The 24,344-nt window shown below is 71.9% G+C and carries 23 protein-coding genes and 2 pseudogenes; 9 read left to right on the top strand and 16 right to left on the bottom strand.

Translation table 11 applies throughout. From position 1 onward, the window contains the following. The 12 genes and pseudogenes from ACZ6ZQ_RS18700 to ACZ6ZQ_RS18755 all read right to left on the bottom strand — a co-directional run. Positions 1-104 (bottom strand): annotated as a pseudogene (locus tag ACZ6ZQ_RS18700) (ABC transporter ATP-binding protein); the annotation flags it as partial. Positions 105-138: 34 nt separating this feature from the next. Beyond that, positions 139-1,251 (bottom strand): ABC transporter substrate-binding protein, encoded by a 1,113-nt coding sequence (locus ACZ6ZQ_RS18705; RefSeq protein ID WP_469769599.1) that lies wholly within the window; start codon positions 1,249-1,251, stop codon positions 139-141. 222 nt (positions 1,252-1,473) lie between these two features. Beyond that, positions 1,474-2,829, bottom strand: a complete 1,356-nt coding sequence (locus ACZ6ZQ_RS18710) for a sulfate adenylyltransferase subunit 1 (RefSeq protein ID WP_469769600.1) — start codon at positions 2,827-2,829, stop codon at positions 1,474-1,476. Positions 2,830-2,831: 2 nt separating this feature from the next. Next, the gene (gene cysD / locus ACZ6ZQ_RS18715) at positions 2,832-3,770 is read right to left on the bottom strand and encodes a sulfate adenylyltransferase subunit CysD (RefSeq protein WP_469769601.1); all 939 of its coding nucleotides are present in this window, start codon (positions 3,768-3,770) and stop codon (positions 2,832-2,834) included. A gap of 145 nt (positions 3,771-3,915) precedes the next feature. Further along, the gene (cysC, locus tag ACZ6ZQ_RS18720; protein WP_469769602.1) at positions 3,916-4,512 is read right to left on the bottom strand and encodes an adenylyl-sulfate kinase; all 597 of its coding nucleotides are present in this window, start codon (positions 4,510-4,512) and stop codon (positions 3,916-3,918) included. Then, entirely contained in the window at positions 4,512-5,222 is a 711-nt protein-coding gene (locus ACZ6ZQ_RS18725; protein ID WP_469769603.1) for a phosphoadenylyl-sulfate reductase, read from the bottom strand. Before ACZ6ZQ_RS18725 ends, cysC begins: the two co-directional genes overlap by 1 nt. Next, positions 5,219-5,398 (bottom strand): hypothetical protein, encoded by a 180-nt coding sequence (locus tag ACZ6ZQ_RS18730; RefSeq protein WP_467981777.1) that lies wholly within the window; start codon positions 5,396-5,398, stop codon positions 5,219-5,221. The genes ACZ6ZQ_RS18725 and ACZ6ZQ_RS18730 overlap by 4 nt, the downstream gene beginning before the upstream one ends. Positions 5,399-5,459: 61 nt before the next feature. Further along, positions 5,460-7,157, bottom strand: coding sequence for a nitrite/sulfite reductase (locus tag ACZ6ZQ_RS18735; protein WP_469769604.1), 1,698 nt, complete (start codon positions 7,155-7,157; stop codon positions 5,460-5,462). A 126-nt stretch (positions 7,158-7,283) separates the two neighbouring features. Next, on the bottom strand, positions 7,284-7,367 hold the full coding sequence (locus tag ACZ6ZQ_RS18740) for a putative leader peptide (protein ID WP_361290638.1): 84 nt from the start codon (positions 7,365-7,367) through the stop codon (positions 7,284-7,286). A 167-nt stretch (positions 7,368-7,534) separates the two neighbouring features. Next, complete coding sequence (locus tag ACZ6ZQ_RS18745) at positions 7,535-8,101, bottom strand: GNAT family N-acetyltransferase (protein WP_469769605.1); 567 nt, start codon at positions 8,099-8,101, stop codon at positions 7,535-7,537. Between the two features lie 110 nt (positions 8,102-8,211). Further along, on the bottom strand, positions 8,212-9,492 hold the full coding sequence (locus ACZ6ZQ_RS18750; protein ID WP_469769606.1) for a GAF domain-containing protein: 1,281 nt from the start codon (positions 9,490-9,492) through the stop codon (positions 8,212-8,214). A gap of 335 nt (positions 9,493-9,827) precedes the next feature. Beyond that, positions 9,828-11,507 (bottom strand): acyl-CoA dehydrogenase family protein, encoded by a 1,680-nt coding sequence (locus ACZ6ZQ_RS18755; RefSeq protein WP_469769607.1) that lies wholly within the window; start codon positions 11,505-11,507, stop codon positions 9,828-9,830. Positions 11,508-11,524: 17 nt separating this feature from the next. On the opposite strand from ACZ6ZQ_RS18755, the gene ACZ6ZQ_RS18760 reads away from it, so the two are divergent. Together ACZ6ZQ_RS18760 and ACZ6ZQ_RS18765 are read left to right on the top strand one after the other, a co-directional pair. Continuing rightward, positions 11,525-12,670: a YihY/virulence factor BrkB family protein gene (locus tag ACZ6ZQ_RS18760; RefSeq protein WP_469769608.1), complete on the top strand. Its 1,146-nt coding sequence runs from the start codon at positions 11,525-11,527 to the stop codon at positions 12,668-12,670. A 318-nt stretch (positions 12,671-12,988) separates the two neighbouring features. Then, complete coding sequence (locus ACZ6ZQ_RS18765; protein WP_469769609.1) at positions 12,989-13,735, top strand: helix-turn-helix domain-containing protein; 747 nt, start codon at positions 12,989-12,991, stop codon at positions 13,733-13,735. Here the strand turns inward: ACZ6ZQ_RS18765 and ACZ6ZQ_RS18770 are convergent. Continuing rightward, positions 13,657-14,067, bottom strand: a complete 411-nt coding sequence (locus tag ACZ6ZQ_RS18770; protein ID WP_469769610.1) for a VOC family protein — start codon at positions 14,065-14,067, stop codon at positions 13,657-13,659. The genes ACZ6ZQ_RS18765 and ACZ6ZQ_RS18770 overlap by 79 nt on opposite strands. Before the next feature lie 265 nt (positions 14,068-14,332). Here ACZ6ZQ_RS18770 and ACZ6ZQ_RS18775 point away from each other — a divergent pair, with 265 nt between their 5' ends. From ACZ6ZQ_RS18775 to ACZ6ZQ_RS18790, 4 genes and pseudogenes are all read left to right on the top strand, one after another. After that, on the top strand, positions 14,333-15,064 hold the full coding sequence (locus tag ACZ6ZQ_RS18775; protein ID WP_469769611.1) for a response regulator transcription factor: 732 nt from the start codon (positions 14,333-14,335) through the stop codon (positions 15,062-15,064). A 5-nt stretch (positions 15,065-15,069) separates the two neighbouring features. Then, entirely contained in the window at positions 15,070-16,179 is a 1,110-nt protein-coding gene (locus ACZ6ZQ_RS18780) for a sensor histidine kinase (RefSeq protein ID WP_469769612.1), read from the top strand. Positions 16,180-16,183: 4 nt separating this feature from the next. Then, positions 16,184-16,362: pseudogene (locus tag ACZ6ZQ_RS18785) on the top strand (VOC family protein); the annotation flags it as partial. A 127-nt stretch (positions 16,363-16,489) separates the two neighbouring features. Further along, complete coding sequence (locus ACZ6ZQ_RS18790; protein ID WP_469769613.1) at positions 16,490-16,654, top strand: hypothetical protein; 165 nt, start codon at positions 16,490-16,492, stop codon at positions 16,652-16,654. 93 nt (positions 16,655-16,747) lie between these two features. Here the strand turns inward: ACZ6ZQ_RS18790 and ACZ6ZQ_RS18795 are convergent, their stop codons facing one another. Next, entirely contained in the window at positions 16,748-17,935 is a 1,188-nt protein-coding gene (locus tag ACZ6ZQ_RS18795; RefSeq protein WP_469769614.1) for a serine hydrolase domain-containing protein, read from the bottom strand. Positions 17,936-18,213: 278 nt separating this feature from the next. Here ACZ6ZQ_RS18795 and ACZ6ZQ_RS18800 point away from each other — a divergent pair, with 278 nt between their 5' ends. Genes ACZ6ZQ_RS18800 through ACZ6ZQ_RS18810 form a run of 3 tightly spaced genes read left to right on the top strand, consistent with a single transcriptional unit; the run spans position 18,214 to position 20,488 of the window. Next, the gene (locus ACZ6ZQ_RS18800) at positions 18,214-18,849 is read left to right on the top strand and encodes a metal ABC transporter ATP-binding protein (protein ID WP_469769615.1); all 636 of its coding nucleotides are present in this window, start codon (positions 18,214-18,216) and stop codon (positions 18,847-18,849) included. Then, positions 18,846-19,724, top strand: coding sequence for a metal ABC transporter permease (locus ACZ6ZQ_RS18805; protein ID WP_469769616.1), 879 nt, complete (start codon positions 18,846-18,848; stop codon positions 19,722-19,724). Before ACZ6ZQ_RS18800 ends, ACZ6ZQ_RS18805 begins: the two co-directional genes overlap by 4 nt. Next, entirely contained in the window at positions 19,679-20,488 is an 810-nt protein-coding gene (locus ACZ6ZQ_RS18810) for a metal ABC transporter substrate-binding protein (protein ID WP_469769617.1), read from the top strand. The genes ACZ6ZQ_RS18805 and ACZ6ZQ_RS18810 overlap by 46 nt, the downstream gene beginning before the upstream one ends. A gap of 43 nt (positions 20,489-20,531) precedes the next feature. Here the strand turns inward: ACZ6ZQ_RS18810 and ACZ6ZQ_RS18815 are convergent, their stop codons facing one another. Together ACZ6ZQ_RS18815 and ACZ6ZQ_RS18820 are read right to left on the bottom strand one after the other, a co-directional pair. Next, positions 20,532-22,175, bottom strand: a complete 1,644-nt coding sequence (locus tag ACZ6ZQ_RS18815) for an AMP-binding protein (protein ID WP_469769618.1) — start codon at positions 22,173-22,175, stop codon at positions 20,532-20,534. After that, positions 22,172-24,235 (bottom strand): CoA transferase, encoded by a 2,064-nt coding sequence (locus tag ACZ6ZQ_RS18820; protein WP_469769619.1) that lies wholly within the window; start codon positions 24,233-24,235, stop codon positions 22,172-22,174. Before ACZ6ZQ_RS18820 ends, ACZ6ZQ_RS18815 begins: the two co-directional genes overlap by 4 nt. Positions 24,236-24,344 lie beyond the last annotated feature (109 nt).

Raw genomic sequence — 24,344 nt, forward strand, 5'->3', positions numbered from 1 at the left:
TGCGATCCGGCCGGGCCGGAGAAGGACTTCGAGACGTGCTCGATCCGAGCGGCGTGCGACACCGTCGTGGTGTCCTCGGCAGCCTTGGCAAGCGCGGTGGCCATGGTCGTCACCTCCTGGGTGTACAAGGAATACGGGCTACTTGACGCCGAGACCGGCGTCGGAGACCTCGGGCTTGCCGGCGGCCTTCAGCACCTTGTTCAGGAGCGTCAGGTCGTAGATGCCGTTCAGGTCGGGCTCCTTGATCAGCCCGGCCTCGACCGCCCACTCGGACTGCGTCTTCAGCGTGGCGGCCAGCGGGTCGTCGGTGATCTGGATGCTCGGCCACGCCGGGTCGATGACCTTGGCGGCGAGCTCCTTGCCGGTCTCCGCCTTCAGGTGGGCGTTGGCCGACGCCTTGGCCTTGTCCGGGTTGGCGTTGATCCACGCGTTCGTCCTGACCGTGCCGCGCAGTACGGCCTCGACGACGTCCGGGTGGTCCTTGAGGAAGGTCTGCGACACGATGATGTTCGTGATCACGAACTTCTTGCCGGGCCACAGGGCGGCCTCGTCGAGGAGGACCTTCGCACCCTCGGAGACCAGCTTGGACGCGGTCGGCTCCGGCACCCAGGCGCCGTCGATCGAGCCGGACTTGTAGGCGTCCGGGGTCACCTTGTTGTCCGTACGGACGACGGAGACGTCACCCTTGCCGCTCTCGGCGTCGACCTTCCAGCCCTGCTCCGCGATCCAGTTGAGGAACGCGACGTCCTGCGTGTTCCCCTTCTGCGGAGTGGCGATCCTCCTGCCCTTGACGTCGTCCAGAGTCTTGATCTTGTCCGGGTCGACGACGAGCTTCACACCGCCGGAGGCCGATCCGGAGATGATCCGCAGGTTCTTGCCCTTGGACTTCACATAGGCGTTGATCGACGGCGAGGGGCCGATGAAGGAGATGTCGAGCGATCCGCCGCCCAGGGCCTCGATCGCGGACGGGCCCGCGTTGAAGGCCTGCGGCTTGATCGTGGTACCGCCGAGCTCCTTCTGGATCAGGCCCTCCTGAAGGCCGACCAGCGCGGTGGCATGCGTGAGGTTCGGGAAGTAGCCGATCCGGACGGTGTCCGCGGAGAGCTTCTCGCCCTTGGCCGCCACCCCGGTCTTGTCGTCCTTGGCCTCGGAGCCGTAGCCGCAGGCGGTGAGCAGGAGGGGAAGCGCCGCTATGACGGCGATGGCGCGCAGGGTGCTTCGGGTCGTACGGCTGGAAGGGGATGCAGGCACGGGAGGGTTTCCTTCGGAGGCCCGGCGGTCACGGCCTTTCAGGCCGTGGCCGGGAAGTCGGCAGGTTTTCGTCGCTTCCGGGACGTCGGGTGGGGGGACGGGGCGCGCAGGCGGTGCGCGTACGTCATCGCGCACATCGCGCCACTCCGCCCTGTCCGCTGCCGACGGCGCCGCTGCCGACGCGGCCGCCCTCCTTGGCGAAGGTCGCGTAGACGTCGGTCATCAGAAGTCCCACCCGTCGTCCTCGGCCTCGTCCTTGACCGGCTCCGGTGAGGCGAACGACTCGCCGACCATGCCCGCGGCGAGCGTGGTGCCGTCGGCCGGGTCGATCAGGATGAACGAGCCGGTGCGCCGGGAGTCGGCGTAGGAGTCGACCGGCAGCGGCTCGGCGGTGCGGATCTTCACGCGGCCGATGTCATTGGCGACGAGCTCTCCCGGGTGCGGGTGCAGGGACAGGTCGTCGAGCGTGAGACGGGACGGAATGTCCTTGACGATCGCCTTGACCGTGCGGGTGCCGTGCTTGAGCAGTACGCGGTGACCGACGGTCAGCGCCTGGTCGGCGACGTGGCAGACGGTTGCCTCGATGTCCTGTGTGATCGCCGGCGCGTCCTTGCTGGGCACGATCAGGTCGCCGCGCGAGATGTCGATGTCGTCCTCCAGCAGGAGGGTCACCGACTGGGTGGTCCAGGCGACGTCGACCGGTCGGCCGAGCAGGTCGATGCCGGAGATCCGCGACGTGCGGCCCGACGGCAGCACGGTGACCTGCTCGCCGACGCGGAACGAACCGGCCGCGATCTGCCCCGCGTACCCCCGGTAGTCCGGGTGCTCGGCGGTCTGCGGCCGGATCACGTACTGCACGGGGAGCCGGGCGTGGCAGTGGCTCAGGTCGTGGCTGACCGGAACCGTCTCGAGGTGCTCCAGCACCGTCGGACCCCCGTACCAGTCCATGTTCGAGGACGGGTCCACGACGTTGTCACCGGCGAGCGCCGAGATCGGGATCGCGGTGACCTCCGGGACGCCCAGCTCGGTCGCGTACGCCGTGAACTCCTCGGCGATCGCGGCGAAGACGGACTCCTGGTAGTCGACGAGGTCCATCTTGTTGACCGCGAGGACCACATGCGGGACGCGCAGCAGCGCGGCGATCGCGGCGTGGCGGCGGGTCTGCTCGACGACGCCGTTGCGGGCGTCCACGAGGACGACCGTCAGCTCGGCGGTGGAGGCACCCGTCACCATGTTGCGCGTGTACTGCACATGCCCGGGGGTGTCGGCGAGGATGAACCGGCGCCGGGGCGTGGCGAAGTAGCGGTACGCGACGTCGATGGTGATGCCCTGCTCACGCTCGGCGCGCAGGCCGTCGGTGAGGAGGGCCAGGTCGGGGGCGTCCTGGCCGCGGCTGCGGGAGGCGTGCTCCACGGCCTCGAGCTGGTCGACGAGGACCGACTTGGAGTCGTGCAGCAGCCGCCCGACGAGGGTGGACTTGCCGTCGTCGACCGACCCGGCGGTGGCGAACCGCAGCAGGGTCGTCGCCGACAGCTGCTCGACGGACAGTGTCTCGGTGGGTTCGGTGGTGCTGGTCATGGCTAGAAGTACCCCTCGCGCTTGCGGTCTTCCATCGCGGCCTCGGAGAGCTTGTCGTCGGCCCGCGTGGCGCCGCGCTCGGTGAGCCGGGAGGCGGCGATCTCGGCGATGACCTGCTCCAGGGTCACCGCGCCGGAGTCGACGGCGCCGGTGCAGGACATGTCGCCGACGGTGCGGTAGCGCACCAGCCGCTTCTGAGGCGTCTCGGTGTCCTTCGGGCCGCCCCACTCGCCCGCGGTCAGCCACATGCCGTTACGGGCGAAGACCTCACGCTCGTGCGCGAAGTAGATCTCGGGCAGCTCGATGCCCTCCCGGGCGATGTACTGCCACACGTCCAGCTCGGTCCAGTTGGACAGCGGGAACACGCGCACGTGCTCGCCGGGCGCGTGCCGTCCGTTGTACAGGTTCCACAGCTCGGGCCGCTGGCGGCGCGGGTCCCACTGGGAGAACTCGTCGCGCAGCGAGAAGACGCGCTCCTTGGCCCGGGCCTTCTCCTCGTCCCGCCGGCCGCCGCCGAACACGGCGTCGAACCGCTCCGACTGGATCTTCTCCGTCAGCGGCAGGGTCTGCAGCGGGTTGCGGGTGCCGTCCGCACGCTCCTTGAGGACACCGCGGTCGATGTAGTCCTGCACCGAGGCGACGTGCAGCCGCAGGTTGTGCTTCTCCACCGTGCGGTCCCGGTACTCGATGACCTCGGGGAAGTTGTGCCCGGTGTCCACGTGCAGCAGCGAGAACGGGATCGCGGCCGGGGCGAACGCCTTCAGCGCGAGATGCAGCATGACGATGGAGTCCTTGCCGCCGGAGAACAGGATCACCGGCCGCTCGAACTCGCCCGCCACCTCACGGAAGATGTGCACCGCCTCGGACTCCAGCGCGTCCAGGTGGCTCAGGGCGTACGGGCTGTCGGTGCTCTCGCTCACGACGTTGATGCTCGTCGTCATGCTGCGCCCCTTTCGTTCTCCCCGTGTGCCTTCGGCCCGGGGGTACCCCCATCTCCGCCCGCGCGGCGCAGAGGTGCGGCATTCGTTGTCGTCTGCAGCCCGGCGGCCGCCCCGCCGCGGTAGCGGCTGATGTCACGGCCGTCGCTCACAGGAGGCCCCTCTCGGTAAGAAGCGCGTACAGCGATGCCGCGGACTCCTGCACGGTCTGGGTGTGCGACTCGATCCGCAGATCCGGGGACTCCGGCTCCTCGTACGGGTCGTCGACCCCGGTCAGCCCGCTGATCTCGCCGGCCGCCTGCTTGGCGTACAGACCCTTCACATCGCGTACGGAGCACACCTCGACCGGAGTCGCGACATGCACCTCGACGTACGGCGTGCCCTCGGCGCCGTGGCGCCCCCGGACGGCCTCGCGGCTGTCGGCGTACGGAGCGATGACCGGGACCAGGACCTTCACCCCGTTCGAGGCCAGCAGCTCGGCGACGAAGCCGATCCGCTGCACGTTGGTGTGCCGGGCCTCGCGGCTGAAGCCGAGGCCCGCGGAGAGGAACTCGCGGATCTCGTCGCCGTCGAGCACCTCGACACGGTGGCCCTCGTCGCGCAGCCGGCCCGCGAGCTCGTACGCGATCGTGGTCTTGCCCGCGCTCGGCAGCCCGGTGAGCCAGATGGTGGCCCCAGTCACGTGCTTCTCCCGGTGGTTCTGGTCGTTCTTCGCCGTCGTGGTGTTCGTGGTGGTCGTCGTCATCAGCCGTGCAGCCCGCACTCGGTCTTGCCGCGGCCCGCCCAGCGGCCGGCCCGGGCGTCCTCACCCTCCAGCACCCTGCGGGTGCACGGCGCGCAGCCGACGGAGGCGTAACCGTCCATCAGCAGGGGGTTGGTGAGGACGCCGTGCTCGGCGACGTACGCGTCCACGTCGTCCTGCGTCCAGCGGGCGATCGGTGAGATCTTGACCTTCTGCCGCTTCTCGTCCCAGCCGACGACCGGGGTGTTCGCCCGGGTCGGGGAGTCGTCGCGGCGCAGTCCCGTCGCCCAGGCGTCGTACCCGGTCAGGCCCTCCTCCAGCGGCTTGACCTTGCGCAGCGCGCAGCACAGGTCCGGGTCGCGGTCGTGCAGCTTCGGGCCGTACTCGGCGTCCTGCTCGGCCACGGTCTGCCGCGGGGTGAGCGTGATGACGTTGACGTCCATCACGGCCGCCACCGCGTCCCGGGTCCCGATGGTCTCCGGGAAGTGGTAGCCGGTGTCCAGGAAGACGACGTCCACGCCCGGGAGGGCCCGCGAGGCGAGGTGGGCGACGACCGCGTCCTCCATGGAGGAGGTGACGCAGAAGCGCGGGCCGAAGGTCTCGGCCGCCCACTTCAGGATGTCCTGGGCGGAGGCCTCTTCGAGGTCCCGGCCCGCCTGCTCGGCGAGCGACTTCAGCTCGTCCTTGGTCCGTTCCGTCCGAACCGCTGTCATATCTCGTCCCCTCCACCGTCATTGCGCTGAACCCCACGGGCGAGCAGCCCGAGGAACTTCAGCTGGAAGGCCCGATTGCATGCCGCGCATTCCCAGGCACCGTGGCCCTGCTCGCTCGGACGCAGGTCCTCGTCGCCGCAGTACGGGCAGTAGAAGGGGGCAGCCCGTTCACTCATGCCGCATCCCTCGTTTCGCTCTCCCCCACAGCCCTCCGGGCGTGGGAGGTGGCCCCGGCGTTCACGAAAGTGCCTCCTCGGACGCACGTGCCGCCCACGTGGCGAAGCGCTCGCCGTCCTCGCGCTCCGCCTGGAAGCGCTTGAGGACGCGCTCGACGTAGTCGGGCAGCTCGGCGGAGGTGACCTTCAGGCCGCGGACCTTGCGGCCGAAGCCGGCCTCCAGACCGAGCGCGCCGCCCAGGTGCACCTGGAAGCCCTCGACCTGATTGCCGTCGTCGTCGAGGACCAGCTGACCTTTGAGACCGATGTCCGCCACCTGGATACGGGCGCAGGCGTTCGGGCAGCCGTTGATGTTGATCGTGATCGGCTGGTCGAACTCGGGGATGCGGCGCTCGAGTTCGTCGATCAGCGAGGCACCACGGGCCTTGGTGTCGACAATGGCCAGCTTGCAGAACTCGATACCGGTGCAGGCCATGGTGCCGCGCCGGAACGGGGACGGGCTGACCCGCAGGTCCAGCGCCTCCAGAGCGGCGACCAGCGACTCGACCTGCGGCTCCTCGACGTCGAGGACGAGCATCTTCTGCTCGGCGGTGGTACGCAGCCGGCCGGAGCCGTGCGCCTCCGCCACCTCGGCGATCTTGGTGAGCGTGGCACCGTCGACACGGCCCACGCGCGGCGCGAAGCCGACGTAGAACCGGCCGTCCTTCTGCCTGTGCACACCGACGTGGTCGCGCCACTGCTGCACGGGCTGCTCGGGCGCCGGGCCGTCGACGAGCTTCCGCTTCAGGTACTCGTCCTCCAGCACCCGGCGGAACTTCTCGGCGCCCCAGTCCGCGACGAGGAACTTCAGCCGGGCACGGGTGCGCAGCCGGCGGTAGCCGTAGTCACGGAAGATCGAGATGACGCCCTCGTAGATGTCCGGGACCTCGTCCAGCGGCACCCAGGCACCCAGCCGGACACCGATCTTGGGGTTGGTGGAGAGGCCGCCGCCGACCCAGAGGTCGAAGCCGGGGCCGTGCTCGGGGTGGTTCACCCCGACGAAGGCGACGTCGTTGATCTCGTGCGCCACGTCCAGCAGCGGGGAGCCGGAGATCGCCGACTTGAACTTGCGGGGGAGGTTGGAGAAGTCCTTGTTGCCCACGATGCGGCGGTGGATCTCGTCGATGGCGGGGGTGCCGTCGACGATCTCGTCCTCGGCGATGCCCGCGACGGGCGAGCCGAGGATGACACGTGGCGTGTCACCGCAGGCCTCGGTCGTCGACAGGCCGACGGCCTCCAGCCGGTTCCAGATCTCGGGAACGTCCTCGATACGGATCCAGTGGTACTGGACGTTCTGCCGGTCGGTGATGTCGGCCGTGCCGCGCGCGAACTCCTGGGAGATCTCGCCGATGACCCGCAGCTGCTCGGTGGTCAGCCGCCCGCCGTCGATCCGGACGCGCAGCATGAAGTACTTGTCGTCCAGCTCCTCCGGCTCCAGGATGGCGGTCTTGCCGCCGTCGATCCCGGGCTTGCGCTGGGTGTACAGACCCCACCAGCGCATCCGGCCGCGCAGGTCCGCGCCGTCGATCGAGTCGAAGCCGCGATGGGCGTAGATCGTCTCAATGCGTGTCCGCACATTGAGACCGTCGTCGTCCCTCTTGGTCTGCTCGTTGGCGTTCAGCGGTGTCATGTGGCCAACGGCCCACTGGCCCTCGCCGCGGTGGCGTCCGGCCTTGCGGCGGGGCGTGGCGGAGGCAGGCGTTTCGGGGGTAGCGGCCATGGCGGTATGTCCTTCGGAACTGCAGGAGGGCGGCTCTGACCTGCACACGCGCGCTCCTGTCAGGGGAGTGGCGCGGCGCTGCGCAGAAGACGGGGATATCTCGGGGATCGCGGTGGTGGTGTGCTCTCAGCGCACCGGACACATGGCGCTGGACATGCGGCCGAGGTCGACGTGCCGCCGACTCACCAAGGCAATTCCAGCTCGAGACATGACGGAAGCGTGTCACGGGACTTTGGACCCAGTCCACCGCTATCCAAAATGTGGACAACACTGTCCCGCAGTGCGAGACAGTGTGTCGTTGATCACGCAGACCGCGCAGGAGGGCCGGGAATCGCGTGAAAGAGAGCCGGGAAGATCACGTGGAAGAGGGCCGGGAATCAGACCCCGGCGCCGGGCCAGGGGCCCGGGTTCCCGGCCTCCGGCTCCTCCTCGACCTTGGTGTCGAACAGCGTGAAGCCGCGTCGCAGATAGTTGTCCATCGCGTGCGGCGCGTCCTTGGAGCAGGTGTGCAGCCAGACCCGCTTCGTCGGGGCCCGGCCCGGCCAGCGGTCCGCCAGATCCCAGGCGCGCGCGGTGCCGTACGACAGCAGATGGCCACCGATCCGCCGCCCCCGGAACGCCGGGATCAGTCCGAAGTAGACGATCTCGACGACGCCCTCGTCCTGCGCCTCCAGCTCGACGTACCCGGCGGGCGTTCCCTTCTCGTACGCCACCCAGGTCTCCACGCCCGGCCTGCTCAGGGCCTCCTGCCACTGCGCGTACGTCAGACCGAGCCGGTCGGTCCAGCTGATGTCGCCGCCGACCGCCGTATAGAGGAAACGGCTGAACTCGGCCGACGGCACCTCGGCCCGTACGATCCGCACGTCTCCCGCGGGCTCGGCGGCCGGTCGCAGATCGGCGGACGAGGTCTGCTCCAGGGACCACGTGGTCACAGTGATGCTCATGGCCGCCAGGGAACCATGCCCGCGCCCCGGCTCCAAAAAGCCGGGGGCCGATCTTGTCGGCCCGCGACGCCGGCCACCGTCCCGGACAGGACCTGGTGCCGGTCGCGGCACTAGAAGCCGGGCCGCTCGTCCGTGATCGCCGGAGCCGACGAGTGGGGCAGGAGGTCCGCCGGGTGGTCGGGACGGACGACCTCCACCTCGACCTCCTCGCTGAAGCGGTACGGACGGTGCGCCAGCACACCCGAGAGATAACGTCGTACACGCGACATCTCGGCACGTACCGTCACCGTACGGGTCGGGTCGCCGAACACGTCCGCCGCCAGCTCCGCCGCCGTGCGCCCCTCGGGGTGCTTCGACAGCACGTACAGAAGCTCGGCGTGGCGCGGGCTGAGCTCCTGGGCCCAGCTGCCCGCGGGTCCCGAGACGGCGACCGTCCAGCGGCGGGCGCGGCTCAGGTCGAGGACGACGCGGCCCGCCGACTCCGCCGCCCTGGACTCGTCGGGGCGTACCAGCCAGCCGCCCGGCAGCGGCTCCACCGTGCACATGCCCAGCGACGGCAGCCAGACCCGACCCGCCCGGAAGGACTTGGGCAGCGGCAGCCGGTCCACCGGCGTCATGCCCGTCACCGCCGCCGTCCAGCCGTGCACGTCCACCGCCAGCGCCCGGCCGTCCAGCCGGCACAGGATCGGCGCCGCCACCGAGCGCAGCCGCTCGACCATCCGCAGATGCCGCTCGCGCAGATCCGCCTCGGCGAGCCGCGCCACCGAGTTGACGAGGGCGAGCGTCGCCGGGTGGAAGCTCGACGCGGGGCCGCTGACATCGACGATGCCGAGCAGCTGCCCGTCGCGGGGGTCGTGCACCGGCGCCGCCGCACACGTCCAGTTGTGCAGGGTGTGCACGAAATGCTCGGCCGAGTGGACCTGCACCGGGCGGCGCGCCGCGAGAGCGGTGCCGATGGCGTTGGTGCCGGTGGTGTCCTCGCTCCAGGCCGCGCCCTCCTCCAGACAGATGGTGTTGGCCTTCCGGATCACCCCCGCGTTGCCCTCCCGCCACAGCACCCGGCCCTGAGCGTCCGTCACCACCATGATCTGCAGCGACGCGTCGGCGATCCCGGTCAGCCCGCCACTGAGGGTGCGCATCACCTCGCCGAGCACGGTCGCACGCCGCCGGTGCTCCAGCTCGTCACGCTCCAGGAGCACACTGCTCGTGGAGCGGTCGGGGTCGACGCCCAGCCGCAGCATCCGCCGCCAGGACGCGTCGATGACCGGGCGGGGTGCGATCGGCGGGCGCCGGCCCGCCAGAGTCGCGGCGTGGACCTGATGAAGCAGGCGTGTCGCACGCGTGCCGTCCATGGTCGCGAGCCGTGCCATGTCGAGTCCGTCGTTCTTCATCTGGTACCCCCCGCCGTCGGCGGCGCTGAATGCGGTAAGCCGTGCCGTATCGGTTCTGCTCGGTGAGCGGCACACCGCGAACCGTCCGATTCCATCGTGCCGCGCACACATCCGCCCGGAAGCCGTGTTCGCACATCTCCTGCAACGGTCTGCAACTCTGGCCAACGACGGTCCCTTGCATGAAGGTGACATGAGTGGAGGGTGGTGCCGTGTCGGCGCAGCACCACCCTCCGCTGTTGTCGCAGGTCGCCGCCCCAGCGCGGCATGGGGCGCACGGTTGCGACAGGCGGCTCATGAGCCGCCCGCCCGCCCCCTGACCGGTCAACTCGCGCCGCTCACACCTCGACGCGCGCCCTCTCCACGACCGCCGCCAGATCGAGCCCGTACGGCAGCGTCCCGAACGCCGCGCCCCAGTCCCCGCCCAGCCGCGAGGCGCAGAACGCGTCCGCCACTTCCGGCGGCGCCCAGCGCACCAGCAGCGAGCCCTGGAGCACCAGCGCCATCCGCTCGACCAGCCGCCGTGCCCGTACCTCCACGGACTCCAGGTCGGCCAGCTCGGTCAGCAGCCCCTTGACCGCCCCGTCCAGCCGGTGGTCGGCGCCACGGGTCCGCCCGATCTCCTGCAGGAAGGCGTCCAGGGCGTGCGGCTCCCTCCCCCTACGCCCTGCGGCGTGGGGGGACCCCCGGAGCGCCCGCAGCACATCCAGCGCCTGCACATTGCCCGACCCCTCCCAGATCGAGTTCAACGGCGACTCCCGCAGCAGCCGGGGCATCCCGGACTCCTCGACATAGCCGTTGCCGCCCAGACACTCCAGCGCCTCGGCCGCCACCGGCGTGCACCGCTTGGTCACCCAGTACTTGGCGGCCGGCACCGCGAGCCGCAGCAGTGCCCGGTCCGCCTCGGAGTCGGAGTCGTACGCCGCGGCCAGCCGCAGCCCCAGCGTCGTCGCCGCCTCCGACTCCAGCGCCAGATCGGCCAGGACGTTCCGCATCAGCGGCTTGTCGATGAGCAGGCCGCCGAACGCGCTGCGGTGCGCGGCATGGTGCACCGCCTGCGCCACCGCCTGCCGCATCAGCGCCGCCGAGCCGATCACACAGTCGAGCCGGGTCGCCGCCACCATCTCGATGATGGTGCGCACCCCGCGCCCCTCCTCACCGATCCGGCGCGCCCACGTCCCGTCGAACTCGACCTCGCTCGACGCGTTCGACCTGTTGCCCAGCTTGTCCTTCAGCCGCTGGATAGCGAAGACGTTGCGCGTGCCGTCCGGCAGCACACGGGGCACGAGGAAGCACGTCAGACCGCCCTGTCCCGTGGTGCCGGAGGCCTGCCCGAGCACCAGGAAGCCGTCGCTCATCGGCGCCGAGCAGAACCACTTGTGCCCCGTCAGCAGGTACTCGCCGTCCGCGGCCAGCGGCTCGGCGCGGGTCGTGTTCGCCCGTACGTCACTGCCGCCCTGCTTCTCCGTCATGCCCATCCCGAACAGCGAACCGGCCTTGTCCGCCGCGGGCCGCAGGCCCTGCTCGTACACCTGGGACGTGAGCCGCGGCTCCCACTCGGCCGCGAGCTGCGGGTCCGTACGCAGCGCGGGCACCGCCGCGTGCGTCATCGACACCGGACAGCCGTGCCCGGCCTCGGCCTGGGTCCACACCAGGAATCCCGCGGCGCGCCGCACATGCCCGCCGGGCCGGCCCCAGGCGTTCGTCAGCCCCGCGGAGACCGCCTTGCCCAGCAGCCGGTGCCACGCCGGATGGAACTGCACCTCGTCGATCCGGTTGCCGTAACGGTCGTGCGTGCGGAGAACGGGTGGGTTCTCATTGGCCTGCACCGCCCACTCCAGGACCTGGGCCGAGCCCGCGCTCCGGCCGAGCTCGGTGAGCTCCTCGCGTGCCGTCTCCAGGAGCCCGGGCTCGACGTGCCGCTCCACCGCTTCGGACAGCGCGCGGTCCGAGCCGAAAACGTCGTAGCCCACCAGGGGCGGAGCCTGGTTGGTCACTGTGTGGGTGCTGGTTGCCATGCCGATACGGTAAGGAGGTGCAGGCAGCAAATGAAACACCCGAGCGGCCCCCCTCCGGCCGGCTCCACCGGGCCCGAGTCCTCTACCGCAACGTCTCGAAGCGGAAGCTGGCCTGGCTGCTGCTCAAGGACACCGTCAATTCGTGCATCGAGTACCGCATCCTCGGACTCGCCGCCGAGGCCGCGTTCTTCACCCTTCTGTCCCTGCCGCCGTTGATGCTGGGCGTGCTCGGGCTGCTCGGATACGTCGACACCTGGACCAGCACCACCACCGTCGCCTCCATCCAGGAGAACATCCTCGGAGCGGCCAGGACCGTGCTGTCCGACCGCGGCGTCAACGAGATCGCCAAGCCCCTGCTGGAGGACGTCACCCGCGGCGGCCGGCCCGACGTCGTCTCGCTCGGCTTCGCGATCGCCCTGTGGTCCGGATCGCGGGCCGTGAACGTCTTCATCGACACCATCACCGTGATGTACGGGCTCGACGGGCAGCGGGGCATCGTCGCCACCCGGCTGCTCGCGTTCCTGCTCTACCTCGTCGCACTGCTGATCGGCGCGGTCGTCCTGCCGCTCGCGGTGGTCGGCCCGGACCGGGTCGTCGAACTCGTCCCCTTCGGCACGGAAGTCGTCAGCGTCCTGTACTGGCCGGTGGTGATCCTGCTGTCCATCGCCTTCCTCACCACGCTGTACCACGTGTCCGTACCGGTCCGTTCGCCGTGGGCCGAGGACATCCCGGGCGCGCTCGTCGCCCTCGGCATGTGGGTGCTCGGCAGCTTCCTGCTCCGGATCTACCTGACCAGCACCGTCGAGGGCCCCACCATCTACGGTTCCCTCGCCGCGCCCATCGCCGTCCTCCTCTGGATCGGCATCTCCGCCTTCGCGGTCCTCGTCGGCGCCGCGGTCAACGCCGCCATCGACCGTGTCTGGCCATCGGTCGCCACCGCCGCCGCCCGCGCCGCGAACCAGCGCGTCCGGGCCGCCCACGCCGCCGAGCTGGTGGCTCGCGCCCGGGCGGCGGAGGGGGAGAGCGAGGACGCGGAGGAGGGCGGCGGGGACATGCCGTCGGAGTTCCCCGAGCGCTGGTCGAAGTTCCTGCCGCCGGACGATGTGAAGTCCCGCTTCCAGGGCTCGCGGGACCATCGCGACAACGGTCAGCCGAAGGCCTGAAGCGTCTTCCCCAGATCCCGCGTGCATTGCCCTTTCCTGCCGATCGGGCTACGGCCTGGCCCGATCGGCAGGACACCCCTAGGTCCTGTCCGGGCGATCTTCGAGGAACAGGCCACGGCGTCGGATGCATGGGGTCTCCCCAGGCCCGGAGGGCCGAGGGGACACATCGCAAGGCGGAGGGGGCACCTCCCAGCGGCAGCTGGGGGAGATCGCCCTCGTACTGGACGTACTTGGGGCGACTCCGACAACGCAGCGAGGTACCGTAGCCGGCGTCGCGGGCCCGACAAGATCGCCCGGACAGGGCCTAGCCTCGGCACCATGTACGAGGAACGGGCCTCGTTGCTCGACGGGGCAGTCGTCTGGCGCAGTGAGCCCGGCACCGGCCCGGTCCTTCCCGTGCTGCCCGACGGATGCATGGACCTGCTGTGGACCGGGGGACGGCTGCTCGTCGCCGGTCCCGACACGCACGCACAGCCGCCCGGCGGCGCGGGCGCCCGCTACGCGGGAGTACGGTTCGCGCCCGGCGCTGCACCCGCCTTCTTCGGTGTGCCCGCGCACGAACTGCTGGACCGCCGCGTGGAGCTCACGGACCTCTGGCCCGCGGAGCGGGTGCGCAGGCTCGCGGAGCGTATCGGGGACGCACCGGACCCGGTGACGGGGCTGGAGGCCGTGGCGCTGCGGCACGCGGCGGACAGACCGCCGCCCGACCCGCTGCTGCGGGCCGTCGCCGAGGGCCTGGGCGCCGGGCTGGGCGTCGCCGCTACCGCCGGTGCCGTCGGGCTCGGGGCGCGCCAGCTGCACCGCAGATCCCTTGACGCGTTCGGGTACGGCCCGAAGACCCTCGCCCGCGTACTGCGGCTGCAGCGGGCCCTGACACTGGTACGGGCCGGGGTGCCGTACGCCGAGACGGCGCTCGCGGTGGGCTGCGCCGACCAGGCGCACCTCGCGCGGGAGATGCGGGACCTCGCCGGGCTCACCCTCCGCCGCTACGCCGAGCTGGCCGCCGGCTCCGCGTCCGCGAACAGTGAGACCCCGCAGCCGTCCGGGTCGAGCACGATCGCATAGCGCTGCCCCCAGAACGCGTCCCAGGGCTTGAGGTGGCCGTGGTGTCCTGCGGCGACGAGGTCTTCGTACAGCCTGTCCACCTCGGCGGCGCTGTCGCAGAGGAAGGCGAGAGCGACGCGGTCACCGCCCTCGGGCCGGGTCCAGCCGGGATCGAAGGACCTGATGGTCTCCTCGGTGTCCCAGAGCACGCGCAGCCCGCCGGGCAGCTTCGCCTCGACATGCGGCTCGGAGTCCGCCCCTTCCGGGATGTCCAGGCCGAGGCGGCGGTAGAAGGCGAGAGAAGCGGCCATGTCGGCGACGACCAGGCCGATGGCATCGAGTCGTGGAGTCATGGGCCCAACGTAGGAACGGGGCGCGGCCGGCGTCTTGTACGAATCGGACGTGTACGAAGCAGGCGTGCGGGAAGCGTGCGCGTACGAAGTGGCGTGGACGAAGCGGGCGTGTACGCGTCGGGCGTGTGTGAATCCGGCCTGTACGCATCGGGCGTCCCGGAGCCGTCGCATCGGACGTCCCGTGGCCGACAGGATTCATGAGCCGTCACGGATCCGTAAGGGCCCCCAGGCGCACTCACGGCCCCTGACGGACGACACTGGGCCCATGCAGAACATCCTCGTCGTCGACGACGATCCGACCGTCGCCGAAGTGGTCACCGGCTATCTGGAGCGGGCGGGCTTCGCGGTGCAGCGCGCCGCCGACGGCCCGCAGGCCCTGCGGGCCGCCGGGGACCGGTGGCCCGACCTGGTGGTCCTGGACCTGATGCTGCCCGGCATGGACGGCCTGGAAGTGTGCCGCAGGCTCCGCGGCCACGGCCCGGTGCCGGTGATCATGCTGACCGCGCGCGGGGACGAGGACGACCGGATCCTGGGCCTCGAAGTCGGCGCGGACGACTACGTCACCAAGCCGTTCAGCCCGCGCGAACTGGTGCTGCGCGTCGAGTCGGTGCTGCGCCGCAGCCGAGCCGCGGCCGCCGGCCGGCCCGGCGGCGGCCCGGTGCTCAGCTGCGCCGGGATCACCGTCGACCCGACGGCACGCCGCGCCACCAAGGACGGCGGCGAACTGTCGCTCACCCTCAGGGAATTCGACCTCCTCGCCCATCTGATGCGCCACCGGGGGGAGGCGATCGGGCGCGAACAGCTGATGCAGGAGGTGTGGGGCTGGGAGTTCGGTGATCTGTCGACCGTCACGGTGCACGTGCGCCGGCTGCGCGGCAAGATCGAGGACGATCCGGCCCGGCCACGGCTGATCCAGACGGTCTGGGGTGTCGGCTACCGCTTCGATGTGCCGCTGCCCGTCGAACAGTCCTCCGGACAGCCCGCCGAGAGGGGATGACCGGCATGCGAGACTTCCTCCTCATCGCCCTGTTCGCGTTTCTGGGCGCGGCTGTGGCCGGGCTGCTCGGAGCGCTCGTCCTGCGGATGCTGCGGCACCGCTCGGTCGCCGTGTCGCTGACCGTCGTCGCCGCGGTCACGGTCGTCGCGATGCTCGCCGGAACCCTCGCGGTCGCCCAGGCGATGTTCCTGTCCTCGCACGACCTGACGGTCGTTACCACGGTCGCCGCCATGGCCGCCGTCGTGTCGCTCGCCACCGCGCTGCTGCTCGGCCGCTGGGTCGTCGCCCGCAGCCGGGAACTCGCCCTCGCGGCCCGTACCTTCGGCGACGACGGCAGCTTCGCCGCGCCCGGACTCGCCGCCACGGCCGAGCTCGCGGAGCTGAGCAGGGAGCTCGAAGCCACCAGTGCCAAACTGGCCGTGTCCCGGGAGCGGGAACGCGCGCTGGAGACCTCCCGCCGGGAGCTCGGCGCCTGGATCTCGCACGATCTGCGCACCCCCCTTGCCGGGCTGCGCGCGATGTCCGAAGCGCTGGAGGACGGCGTCGTCCAGGACCCCGAGCGGTACTTCAAGCAGATCCGCACCGAGGTCGAGCGGCTCAACAGCATGGTCGGTGACCTCTTCGAGCTCTCCCGTATCCACGCCGGCGCGCTCGCCCTCAGCCCCACCCGGATGTCCGTGTACGACCTGGTCGGCGAGGCCCTCGCGGGCGCCGACCCGCTCGCCCGCGAGCACGGGGTGCGGCTCGTGGGGGACCGGGTGGAGCCCGTGCCGGTCGAGGTGGACGGCAAGGAGATGACCCGCGTACTGGCCAATCTGCTGGTCAACGCGATCAGGCGGACACCGGCCGACGGCACGGTCGCGGTCGCGGCGGAGCGCCGCGACGACTCCGTCGTGCTCTCGGTCACCGACGGCTGCGGCGGCATCCCCGAGGAGGACCTGCCGCGGGTCTTCGACACCGGCTGGCGCGGCAGCCAGGCCCGGACGCCTCCGGCGGGCGCGGGCCTCGGGCTCGCGATCGTACGCGGCATCGTCGAGGCGCACGACGGCAGCGCCGACGTACGCAATGTGACGGGCGGCTGCCGCTTCGAGGTCACCCTGCCCGCCGCCCCGTGAGCCGTCCCCGGCCCGCCCGGCGGCCCGGATCAGCCTGATGACCAGCGACAAGACCGCACCCGTCACGCCCGACCTGAGCGTCGAGGTGGACGACGTCGACGCGGCCTGCGCGGTCGTGCGGGAAAGCGGCGCGGCGCCCGCGATCCCGACGGGCGTGTGGTCAACGTACTGAGCCACCGCTGACCGACCGGAGCGGACAGCCGCGCGCCGGGCGCGGGCGGTGCCGCGGCGCGCGGCGCGTGCCCGGCCGCCCTGCTGTGATGCGTGATCGTGATCATTGGTGCATGAGAGCGCCCATACGATGCCGTTCGTGATCTCCCTGCCCATAGACACCACATCGGAGAGCAATGCCGCCGGGCAGGCCTGGAGCGACGCCGCCTCCTCCGGCTCACTGGCGCTGGTGGACGCCGAAGGCCTCGAGGAGGCAGCCAGGACCACGGTCGCGTTCCGCGCAGCCGCGGAGCGCCGGTCCTGAACTCCCTGCCGGTGAGAGGCTGTCCGACTCGGCGAACAGACCGCCCGGCCGCGTGACGCGCCGGGCGGCCCCGGACAACCCAGGAGCCTGTCCCTAACGCAGCGCGCTGTACACGGACTCGACCAGCGCCATCTTGCGCGGGTCGTCCGCGATGTGCGGCCCCATGCGGTTCATCACGTATCCCATCGACAGGCCCGGCACGCCCGGCACGGCCGCCTCCGGGTCCGCGAGGCCGCAGGAGCCGCCGAAGCCGTCGTGGCCGAAGGCCCGCGGGTTGGGGCCGTACGAGCCGTTCGGGCCGCTCAGCCAGAGGCCGAGGGCCACCTCCGTCTCGTGCCGGAAGCCCGCGCCGAGTACGAGGTCCCGGCATGGCCCCTGGCCCTCGCGGACCCGCTCCGCGGACTCGGGGGAGAGCACGCGGTGTTCGCCGAGCAGCCCGCCCGAGGCGAAGATCCCGTACAGCGCGGCGACCGCACGGGCGGTGCCGTGCCCGTTGGCAGCCGGGATCTCGGCGGCGCGCCACCGAGGGGTGTTCGCCTCGGCGGCGCCCACACCGGGGTTGATCAGCGCGGCCAGGGCCGCGGGCTCCAACTGGGCGAAGACCGCCGCTTGTTCGCTGGTGACGGCGGCCGGAGGATGCACCAGCTCGGCGGTGCGGTCCGCCTCCTTCTCCGGGAGGCCGATCGTGAAGTCGATGCCGTACGGCCCGGTCACCTCCTGGTGCAGGAACGCGCCGGGCAGCAGGCCCGTGATGCGCCGTACCACCTCGCCGACGAGGAAGCCGTACGTCATGGCGTGGTAGCCGGACCGCGTGCCGGGCTCCCACCAGGGTTCCGTCGCGGCCAGCCGGGCGGTGGTCAGGTCCCAGTCGTACAGGTCGGCGAGTGAATGCGGCTCGCGCAGCCCGGAGAGGCCCGCGCGGTGCGAGAGGAGCTGGCGGACCGGGATGGTGCCCTTGCCGGCCGCGGCGAACTCCGGCCAGTACGAGGCGACCGGGGCATCCAGATCCAGCAGCCCGCGGTCGGCGAGGATGTGTGCGCAGAGCGCGGTCGGTCCCTTCGTCGTCGACCACACGTTGACCACCGTGTCCCGCTCCCACGGCCGGCTCCGCGCGGCGTCGGCCCAGCCGCCCCACAGGTCGACGACGGTCTCGCCGCCGGCCTGTACGGCGACGGCGGCGCCCAGTTCGCCGCGTTCGCGGAAGTTCTCCTCGAACGCGGTGCGCACCGCGGAGAACCGTTCGTCGCAGTAGCCCTCGATCCGCGCCCCGGTCTCGGTCATGGCCCCTCCGTACTCCGTCGTGCGCCACCTGAACTGCCTCGACTGACTGAACCGCCTGAACGCCTGAACCGTGTTGAACATACCGACTGGTCGGACCGGCGGGAAGGTGTCGTACGAGGGCAAGGTGCCGTACGAGGGCACCCGCCGCACGACGACCAGTCACTCGCACGCGGGAACCGGACCGCCTCCACGTCCGACTACTGCCGAGCCGGGGCTGCGCGGGCCCCGGTCCGCCCGGCACATCGGTCGCGGTGGGAAGCGGAGGCCTGGAGGACGTGTTGGGCGGACTGGATGTCCGGATGCGGGCAGTGTGCTGCAGGCACGGCAGGGTGGACGCGGTGCGCGATGTCGACCTCGACGTCGCCGCAGGCGAGCGCGTGGCGCTGACCGGCACCAACGGATCGGGCAAGACCACACTCGTACGAGCCGTGCTCGGCCTGCACCACCCGCTGGCCGGCGAGATCCTGGTGGGCGGCAGGGACGCCACGTCGGCCGCCGGCCGTGCCTGGCGGCGCAGAGCCTGCGCCTGGATTCCGCAGAAGCCGGCGGCGGGACGGTTCCCGCTGCTCGCGGGCGAGCTGCTGGACAGCGGCGGGGACGGTCCGGAAGCGGTGCGTGCCGCGGAGCGGCTCGGCGTCGGCCCGTTGACCGGACGCCCGCTGCACACCCTGTCCGGCGGCCAGTTGCAGCGCATGTACCTGGCCCGGGCGGTCGGCTGTGTCGCAGCCGGGGCGGGTGTGCTCCTCGCCGACGAGCCCACCGCGGCACTCGACTTCACCGGCCAGGAACAGGCCGCCGATCTGCTCGCCGAGCTGCCGGTCACCCTGCTGGTCGTCACCCATGACCGGGCGATGGCCGAACGCTGCGACCGCGTACTGGAGATGGCCGCGGGACGGCTCAGGGAGGCCACATGAATCCCCTGGGCCTCGCCACCGCCGACGTGGGCGCACTGCTGCAGCTCGTCCCGGTGCAGCGCGCGGGCCTCGCGCTGCTGCTCGCCGCCGTCGGGCTGCCCGTCGTCGGCGTCGTGATCGTCGGACTGGACATCATGCCGGTCAGGTTCGCGATGATGCATGTGGCCCTGCTCGGTATCGCCGTCGGCATGCTCACCGGCCTCGATCCGATGCTGTGCGCCCTGCTGGCCTGCGCACTGGCCGGGGCGGGAGTGGCGCCACTGGCCCGCACCCCCGGCGGTCTCTCCGGAGCGATGGGCCTGCTCATGAGCCTGGCCATCGCCGCGGCGCTGCTGGTGCTCGCGGTCTCCGGCGTCAACGCCGCCGGCGCGTTCGCGCTGCTGTGGGGATCGATCCTGTCCGTGGGCACGGCCGACCTCGTGGTGCTCGGCGCGCTCGCCGGCGTCGTACCCGCCCTGCTGTGGTGGCGCCGGCGCGAACTCGCCCTGCTGCTCTACGACCGCGAGCTCGCCGCATGCTCGGGCGTCGCCGTGCGCGGCCTCACGCTCGTGCTGCTCGTCCTTGTCGCCGTGGCCGTCGCCGGGGCGATCAAGCTCACCGGCGCGCTGCTCGTCGACGCCCTGACCCTGCTGCCCGCGCTCGCCGCCCGGCGCCTGGGCAACTCCCTGAAGTCCATCACCGCATGGGCGGTCGGCATCGGGGTCGTCGTCAATCTCGCCGGCTTCCTGACCGCCCTCCGGCTGGACCTGCCCCCCGGCCCGGTCCTCGTCCTGACGGCGGGGGCCGTGGTCCTCGCCGTCCATCTCGTCCCCGAACGGAGAATCAGCTCATGGCGCGCACCCGCGTCCGCTTCCCTACCCTCCTCGTCGCACTGACCGCACTGACGGCCTCTTTCGCCCTGGTCACGGGCTGCGGCGGCGACACAGACTCCTCCTCGTCCGCGAAGAAGGAGAAGGACAAGCCCGTGGTGGTCGCCACGACCACCTGGGAAGGGGCCTTCGCCAAGGCCGCCGGTGCCGAGGACGTCAAGGTGATCGTCCCGAAGTCCGTGCACCACGCCCCCGACTACGACCCGAAGCCGTCCGACCTGGCCGCCGTCGCCGCGGCCGACTTCGTGCTGTACGCGCCGTTCCAGCCGTACGCCGAGAAGATCAAGGAGGCGGCCGGGTCCGACGCCGAACTCGTCGAGGTCGCCCTCGACAACGACGCCGACAAGGCGAAGGCCGAAGTGACCCGGCTGGGGAAACTGTTCGGCACCGAGGCAGCCGCGGCGAAGTGGACCACGGCCTTCGCGACGGAGTACGGCAAGCTCGCCGCAGAGGTGAAGAGTGCCTGGCCGGGGAGCAAGCAGCCCACTGTCGTCACCCAGGTGTTCACGGCCTGGTCGGCCCGGCTGGCCGGGGCGAACGTGGTGGGGACGTACGGACCCGAGGCGGTCACCCCCAAACAGCTGGCCGAACTGTCCGCGAAGAAGCCCGCGTACGTCCTGGAGAACGCCCACATGTCGACGGGCACGGTGCTGCCGGACTCGGGCGCCCGGCAGATCACGATCGTCAACTACCCCGGTGAGGACCTCGATCTGCTGGCGGTGTACCGCGGAGCCGCGGCGGAGCTGAAGCAGGCGCTGGGCGCGAGCTGACCTCCGGGGCGGCGGCCATGAAGGCCGCCGCCCCGCAGTGCTCTCAGCGTGCGCGGCCTGCGGCGACGACCCGCTCCCGCAGCGCCGTACGGTCCGGCTTGCCCGCGGGCGTCAACGGCAGCTCCGCCACCACCAGCAGATGCTCCGGGTGCTTGCGGCGCTCGAGCCCGCGCGCGGTCAGATGCGCACACAGCTCGTCAAGCGTGGGGATCCGACGCCCACGGGGTACGACGCAGGCGGCGAGCCGCTCGCCCATCAGAGCGTCGGCCGCGCCGACGCACACCACGTCCCGGACCGCCGGATGCGTCGCGAGCTCCCGCTCCACCTCGGCCGGGCTGATGTTGGCGCCACCGCGGATGACCACGTCCTTGAGGCGCCCCACGACATGGAGCATGCCCTCCTCGTCCAGCAGGCCGAGGTCGCCGGTGCGCACCCAGCCGTCGGGGGTGCGGTAGCGGGTGTTCAGTTCGGGCGCGCCGACATAGCAGAGCGGGGTCATCGGGCCCCTCGCGATGATCTCGCCGGTACGGCCGGGAGGCATGTCCGCCATATCCGGCCCCACGATGCGGATGCCGGCGACGAGGGGGTCGGGCCGCCCGGCCGCCACGCCCTGCCCCGATGCGCGTACGGGCTCTCCGCCGAGGCCCGTATGGCAGTTCACGCCGTCCGCCGACCCGTACAGATTCACGACCGGGCAGCCGAAGGCGCGCCGGGCGTCCGCCGCGGTCACCGCGTCCAGCGGGGCGCCGCCGAGGACCAGCGCCGTCGGCGCCGGGAGCTTCTCGCCGGTGCCGTCGAGATGGTCGAGCATCATGCGGATCATCGTGGGCACGCCCAGGACGTGCGTCGGCCGGTGCTCCCTGATCGCCTCGACCGCCGCCTCCGGTGTGAAACGGTCGAGCAGGATCAGGGTGCCCCCGTGCCGGGCGAGGGCCACCGCGGTGCCGTTGGAGCCGAAAGCGGTGGCCAGTGGCACGAGGAACAGACACCGCGGCGGGGTTCTCTCCGGCAGGAGCGAGGCGAGGAAGTTGCCCCGGCCGCCGGCCAGCGCGTTGTGCGAGTAAGCGACCATCTTCGGCTCCGCCTCCGAGCCGGAGGAGACCAGGATGCGGGCCGCGCCGTCGGGGTCGGGCCGCGCGGCACCGAACCCGCTCGCGTCCGTACGCAGCAGCGCGGAGAACGACAGGGCGCCGTCGGGGATGTCGCCGGGCCCGGCCGCGATCACGGTGCGCAGGGCAGGCAGCCGGTGCGCGAGCGCGGTCAGTTCGGCGGCGTGCCCGCAGCCACGGTGCTCGACGGCGGCGATGACGGCCACCGCCTCCGAGCGCCGCAGCAGACTCTCGGCCTCCCGGCCGACGCGGCCGACGGGGAACGGCAGGGCGACGGCGCCGAGCGCGGCGAGCGCGAGATCGGCGATGACGGCGTTCCGCCCGCTGGACAGCTGTACGCCGACGACCTCACCCGCGCGTATGCCGGCCTCGGCGAGACCGGCGGCCAGACATCGCACCTTACGGTCGAGCGCGGTGTAACAGAGCGTCCCTTTGGCGTCGATCACGGCGGTGCGGTGGATCTCGGTGAACCGGTGGGCGCGGAAGAGGCTGTAGAGGTCGAGGTCGGGATAGCTGCCGTCGGCGGCCCATGAACGGCGCAGCTCGGCGGGGAGCAGATCACGCAGTGCGGTGGTCATACGAAGCTCCAGGGGGAAGGGACGACGGGGGCGCCGTGCGTGTCGCGGGTGATGTCTGAGGCGAACCGGGGGTCGGAGAGCAGGCCGGGCCCGCAGGGCGAGGTGCTGGTGCCCGTGCCGGTGGTGGTGCCGGTGGTGTCAGCGGCGGCGTCCGCCTGGGCCGCTGCGGATGGTGAGGTCGGTGCGGATGGTGCGGTCGCTTTGGGTGGTGCGATCGGTGCGGTCGCTTCGGGTGGCGCGGTCGGTGCCGACGGTGCGGTCGGCTCGGCCGGTGGGCCGGGCGGGTCGGCCGGGAGCGGCGGCGTGTCCGGGTACGCCGGAGCCGTCACGTCCGCGACCGCCGTCGCCGCGAGGCCGTGCGCGCGCAGCAGCTCGACTCCCTGGGCGGTCGTCAGCGCGCCCACGTCGTACGCCGATGCCGCGGCGGCGCACGCGTCGGACGGTGCGATCCATCCGTCGGCGGCGCGCAGGGGGCGGCGGAAACCGGCCGGGTGGCGTGCCGCGCGCCCGGCGTTGAGCCGGGCCAGGGCGGGCGCCGTGAGGAGTTCGGCCGCGCCCAGCAGGGAGGAGTCCGCGCGCACGCCGTGCCCGGTGCGCTCACGCAGCAGGAGCGCGGCGAGCACCGCTTCCGCGCCGAGCAGACCGCCCAGGACGTCGAGCAGGGTCATCAGTGAGGGGACCGGCGGCTCGTCGGCGGGGCGTACGGCCTCGCCGACGCCCGTGCGTGCCTGCACCATGAAGTCGGTGGCCATGGGTGCGTCCGGCAGCCGTCCCGCCCAGCCGCCCGTGTACGCGTAGACCAGCGCCGGGTTCACCGCCGCCAGGTCCTCGTGGTCGAGCCCGAGCTGAGCCGCCTTGCCCGGCGCCCAGTTGTGCAGGAACACATCGGCCTCCGCGGCCAGCGCCCGCAGAACGGCCCGGCCCGTCGCCGACTTGATGTCGGCCTCGACGGCCCGCTTCCCGCGATTGAGCGCGAGCCAGCGGGCGGACACTCCGGAACAGGCCGGCGGCATACCGCGCAACGGGTCGCCGCCGGGCGGCTCGACGCGCACCACGTCCGCCCCGAGCAGTCCGAGCAGATGCGCGGCGAGCGGCGCCTGGATACGGCGCCCGGCCTCCAGCACGGTGAGCCCGGCGAGAGGCAGCTCCTGCGTGGCGGGCGGGAGCGGGAGGGCGGACGGGACAGGGCCGGAGCCGTACGGCGTCAGCGTCCACGGCGGCCCGCCCGGGATGTCGTAAGAGGACAGCGGCCGCAGCGCGCAGACCTCGGCGCCGGAGCCGGCCGCCGCCTGCCGTATCCGCTGCCACGGATGCGTACGAGCCGTGCTGTGGAGGGCGTCCGGGAAGGGCGCGCAGGCGGTCGCATAGCGGAACTGGAAGGGACGCCAGCCCGCCCGTATCGCGTCCTCCGGGGCGTCCAGCGACCGCCAGAACGTCGCCCAGGCACCGGGGTCCAGCGTCTCCAGCTCGAAGACCGTGCCGTCGCAGGACGTGAACGGCGGCCCGCCGGGCGAGAGTGCGGCCGCCTCGGGCTCCTCGGCTCCGGCGGCGGCCAGATACTGGGACACCGTCAGCAGCCCCGCCCGGTCCACGGATGTCGCCACCTCGGTGACGTTCCGGCCGCGCGCCTGGCCCACCAGCGCGGCGAGCACACCCTGCACGGTGAGTACGGCGGTGGCGGTGGACGCGTAGTCGGCCGCGAGTCCGCGAGGGGCGCCGTCCCTGCGGCCGTGCACCGCCATGATCCCGGTCGCGGCCTGGGCGGTGGCCTCGTCGGTGATGTCGGCGCAGCGGACCGGATCGGCCCAGGCCATGCGAGCCGTGACGGGCGCGAAGCGAGAGCCTTCGACGGTGAGCGCGGAGCCGGAGGCCGCCACTTCGCCGTCGGCCCCCGCCTTCTGCTGCGTCTTCTGCTGAGGCTGCGGCTCCGCGCCGAGCAGCCGCAGATGCCCGGCGACGAGCTCCGCGCAGGCATGCGGCCCCGCCGGGTCTTCCGGTCCCTGCCGCGTACGAAGGCCTTCGAGCGGCTGAGCCCGCCGAGTGGTCGCTGGTGACGCCATGCGTCGCTTCTCCTCTCCTCGCGGGAACCCGGGAGCACACGCACCCGACCAGTTCCACGGGACAGGCAGTCGGACAGCTGTTCCCCTTGGTTCCCGGACGGTTGGAGTG

Source organism: Streptomyces sp. NPDC053673 (genome assembly GCF_055585225.1).

Excerpts from the sequence above, each read along its gene's own strand:
- ACZ6ZQ_RS18740 (WP_361290638.1), bottom strand. The coding sequence starts at position 7,367 with ATGTCTCGAGCTGGAATTGCCTTGGTGAGTCGGCGGCACGTCGACCTC.
- ACZ6ZQ_RS18775 (WP_469769611.1), top strand. The coding sequence starts at position 14,333 with ATGCAGAACATCCTCGTCGTCGACGACGATCCGACCGTCGCCGAAGTG.
- ACZ6ZQ_RS18795 (WP_469769614.1), bottom strand. The coding sequence starts at position 17,935 with ATGACCGAGACCGGGGCGCGGATCGAGGGCTACTGCGACGAACGGTTC.
- ACZ6ZQ_RS18805 (WP_469769616.1), top strand. The coding sequence starts at position 18,846 with ATGAATCCCCTGGGCCTCGCCACCGCCGACGTGGGCGCACTGCTGCAG.
- ACZ6ZQ_RS18770 (WP_469769610.1), bottom strand. The coding sequence starts at position 14,067 with ATGACTCCACGACTCGATGCCATCGGCCTGGTCGTCGCCGACATGGCC.
- cysD (WP_469769601.1), bottom strand. The coding sequence starts at position 3,770 with ATGACGACGAGCATCAACGTCGTGAGCGAGAGCACCGACAGCCCGTAC.
- ACZ6ZQ_RS18745 (WP_469769605.1), bottom strand. The coding sequence starts at position 8,101 with ATGAGCATCACTGTGACCACGTGGTCCCTGGAGCAGACCTCGTCCGCC.
- ACZ6ZQ_RS18735 (WP_469769604.1), bottom strand. The coding sequence starts at position 7,157 with ATGGCCGCTACCCCCGAAACGCCTGCCTCCGCCACGCCCCGCCGCAAG.
- ACZ6ZQ_RS18710 (WP_469769600.1), bottom strand. The coding sequence starts at position 2,829 with ATGACCAGCACCACCGAACCCACCGAGACACTGTCCGTCGAGCAGCTG.
- ACZ6ZQ_RS18750 (WP_469769606.1), bottom strand. The coding sequence starts at position 9,492 with ATGAAGAACGACGGACTCGACATGGCACGGCTCGCGACCATGGACGGC.
- ACZ6ZQ_RS18765 (WP_469769609.1), top strand. The coding sequence starts at position 12,989 with ATGTACGAGGAACGGGCCTCGTTGCTCGACGGGGCAGTCGTCTGGCGC.
- ACZ6ZQ_RS18730 (WP_467981777.1), bottom strand. The coding sequence starts at position 5,398 with ATGAGTGAACGGGCTGCCCCCTTCTACTGCCCGTACTGCGGCGACGAG.
- ACZ6ZQ_RS18820 (WP_469769619.1), bottom strand. The coding sequence starts at position 24,235 with ATGGCGTCACCAGCGACCACTCGGCGGGCTCAGCCGCTCGAAGGCCTT.
- ACZ6ZQ_RS18780 (WP_469769612.1), top strand. The coding sequence starts at position 15,070 with ATGCGAGACTTCCTCCTCATCGCCCTGTTCGCGTTTCTGGGCGCGGCT.
- ACZ6ZQ_RS18725 (WP_469769603.1), bottom strand. The coding sequence starts at position 5,222 with ATGACAGCGGTTCGGACGGAACGGACCAAGGACGAGCTGAAGTCGCTC.
- cysC (WP_469769602.1), bottom strand. The coding sequence starts at position 4,512 with ATGACGACGACCACCACGAACACCACGACGGCGAAGAACGACCAGAAC.
- ACZ6ZQ_RS18755 (WP_469769607.1), bottom strand. The coding sequence starts at position 11,507 with ATGGCAACCAGCACCCACACAGTGACCAACCAGGCTCCGCCCCTGGTG.
- ACZ6ZQ_RS18810 (WP_469769617.1), top strand. The coding sequence starts at position 19,679 with ATGGCGCGCACCCGCGTCCGCTTCCCTACCCTCCTCGTCGCACTGACC.
- ACZ6ZQ_RS18815 (WP_469769618.1), bottom strand. The coding sequence starts at position 22,175 with ATGACCACCGCACTGCGTGATCTGCTCCCCGCCGAGCTGCGCCGTTCA.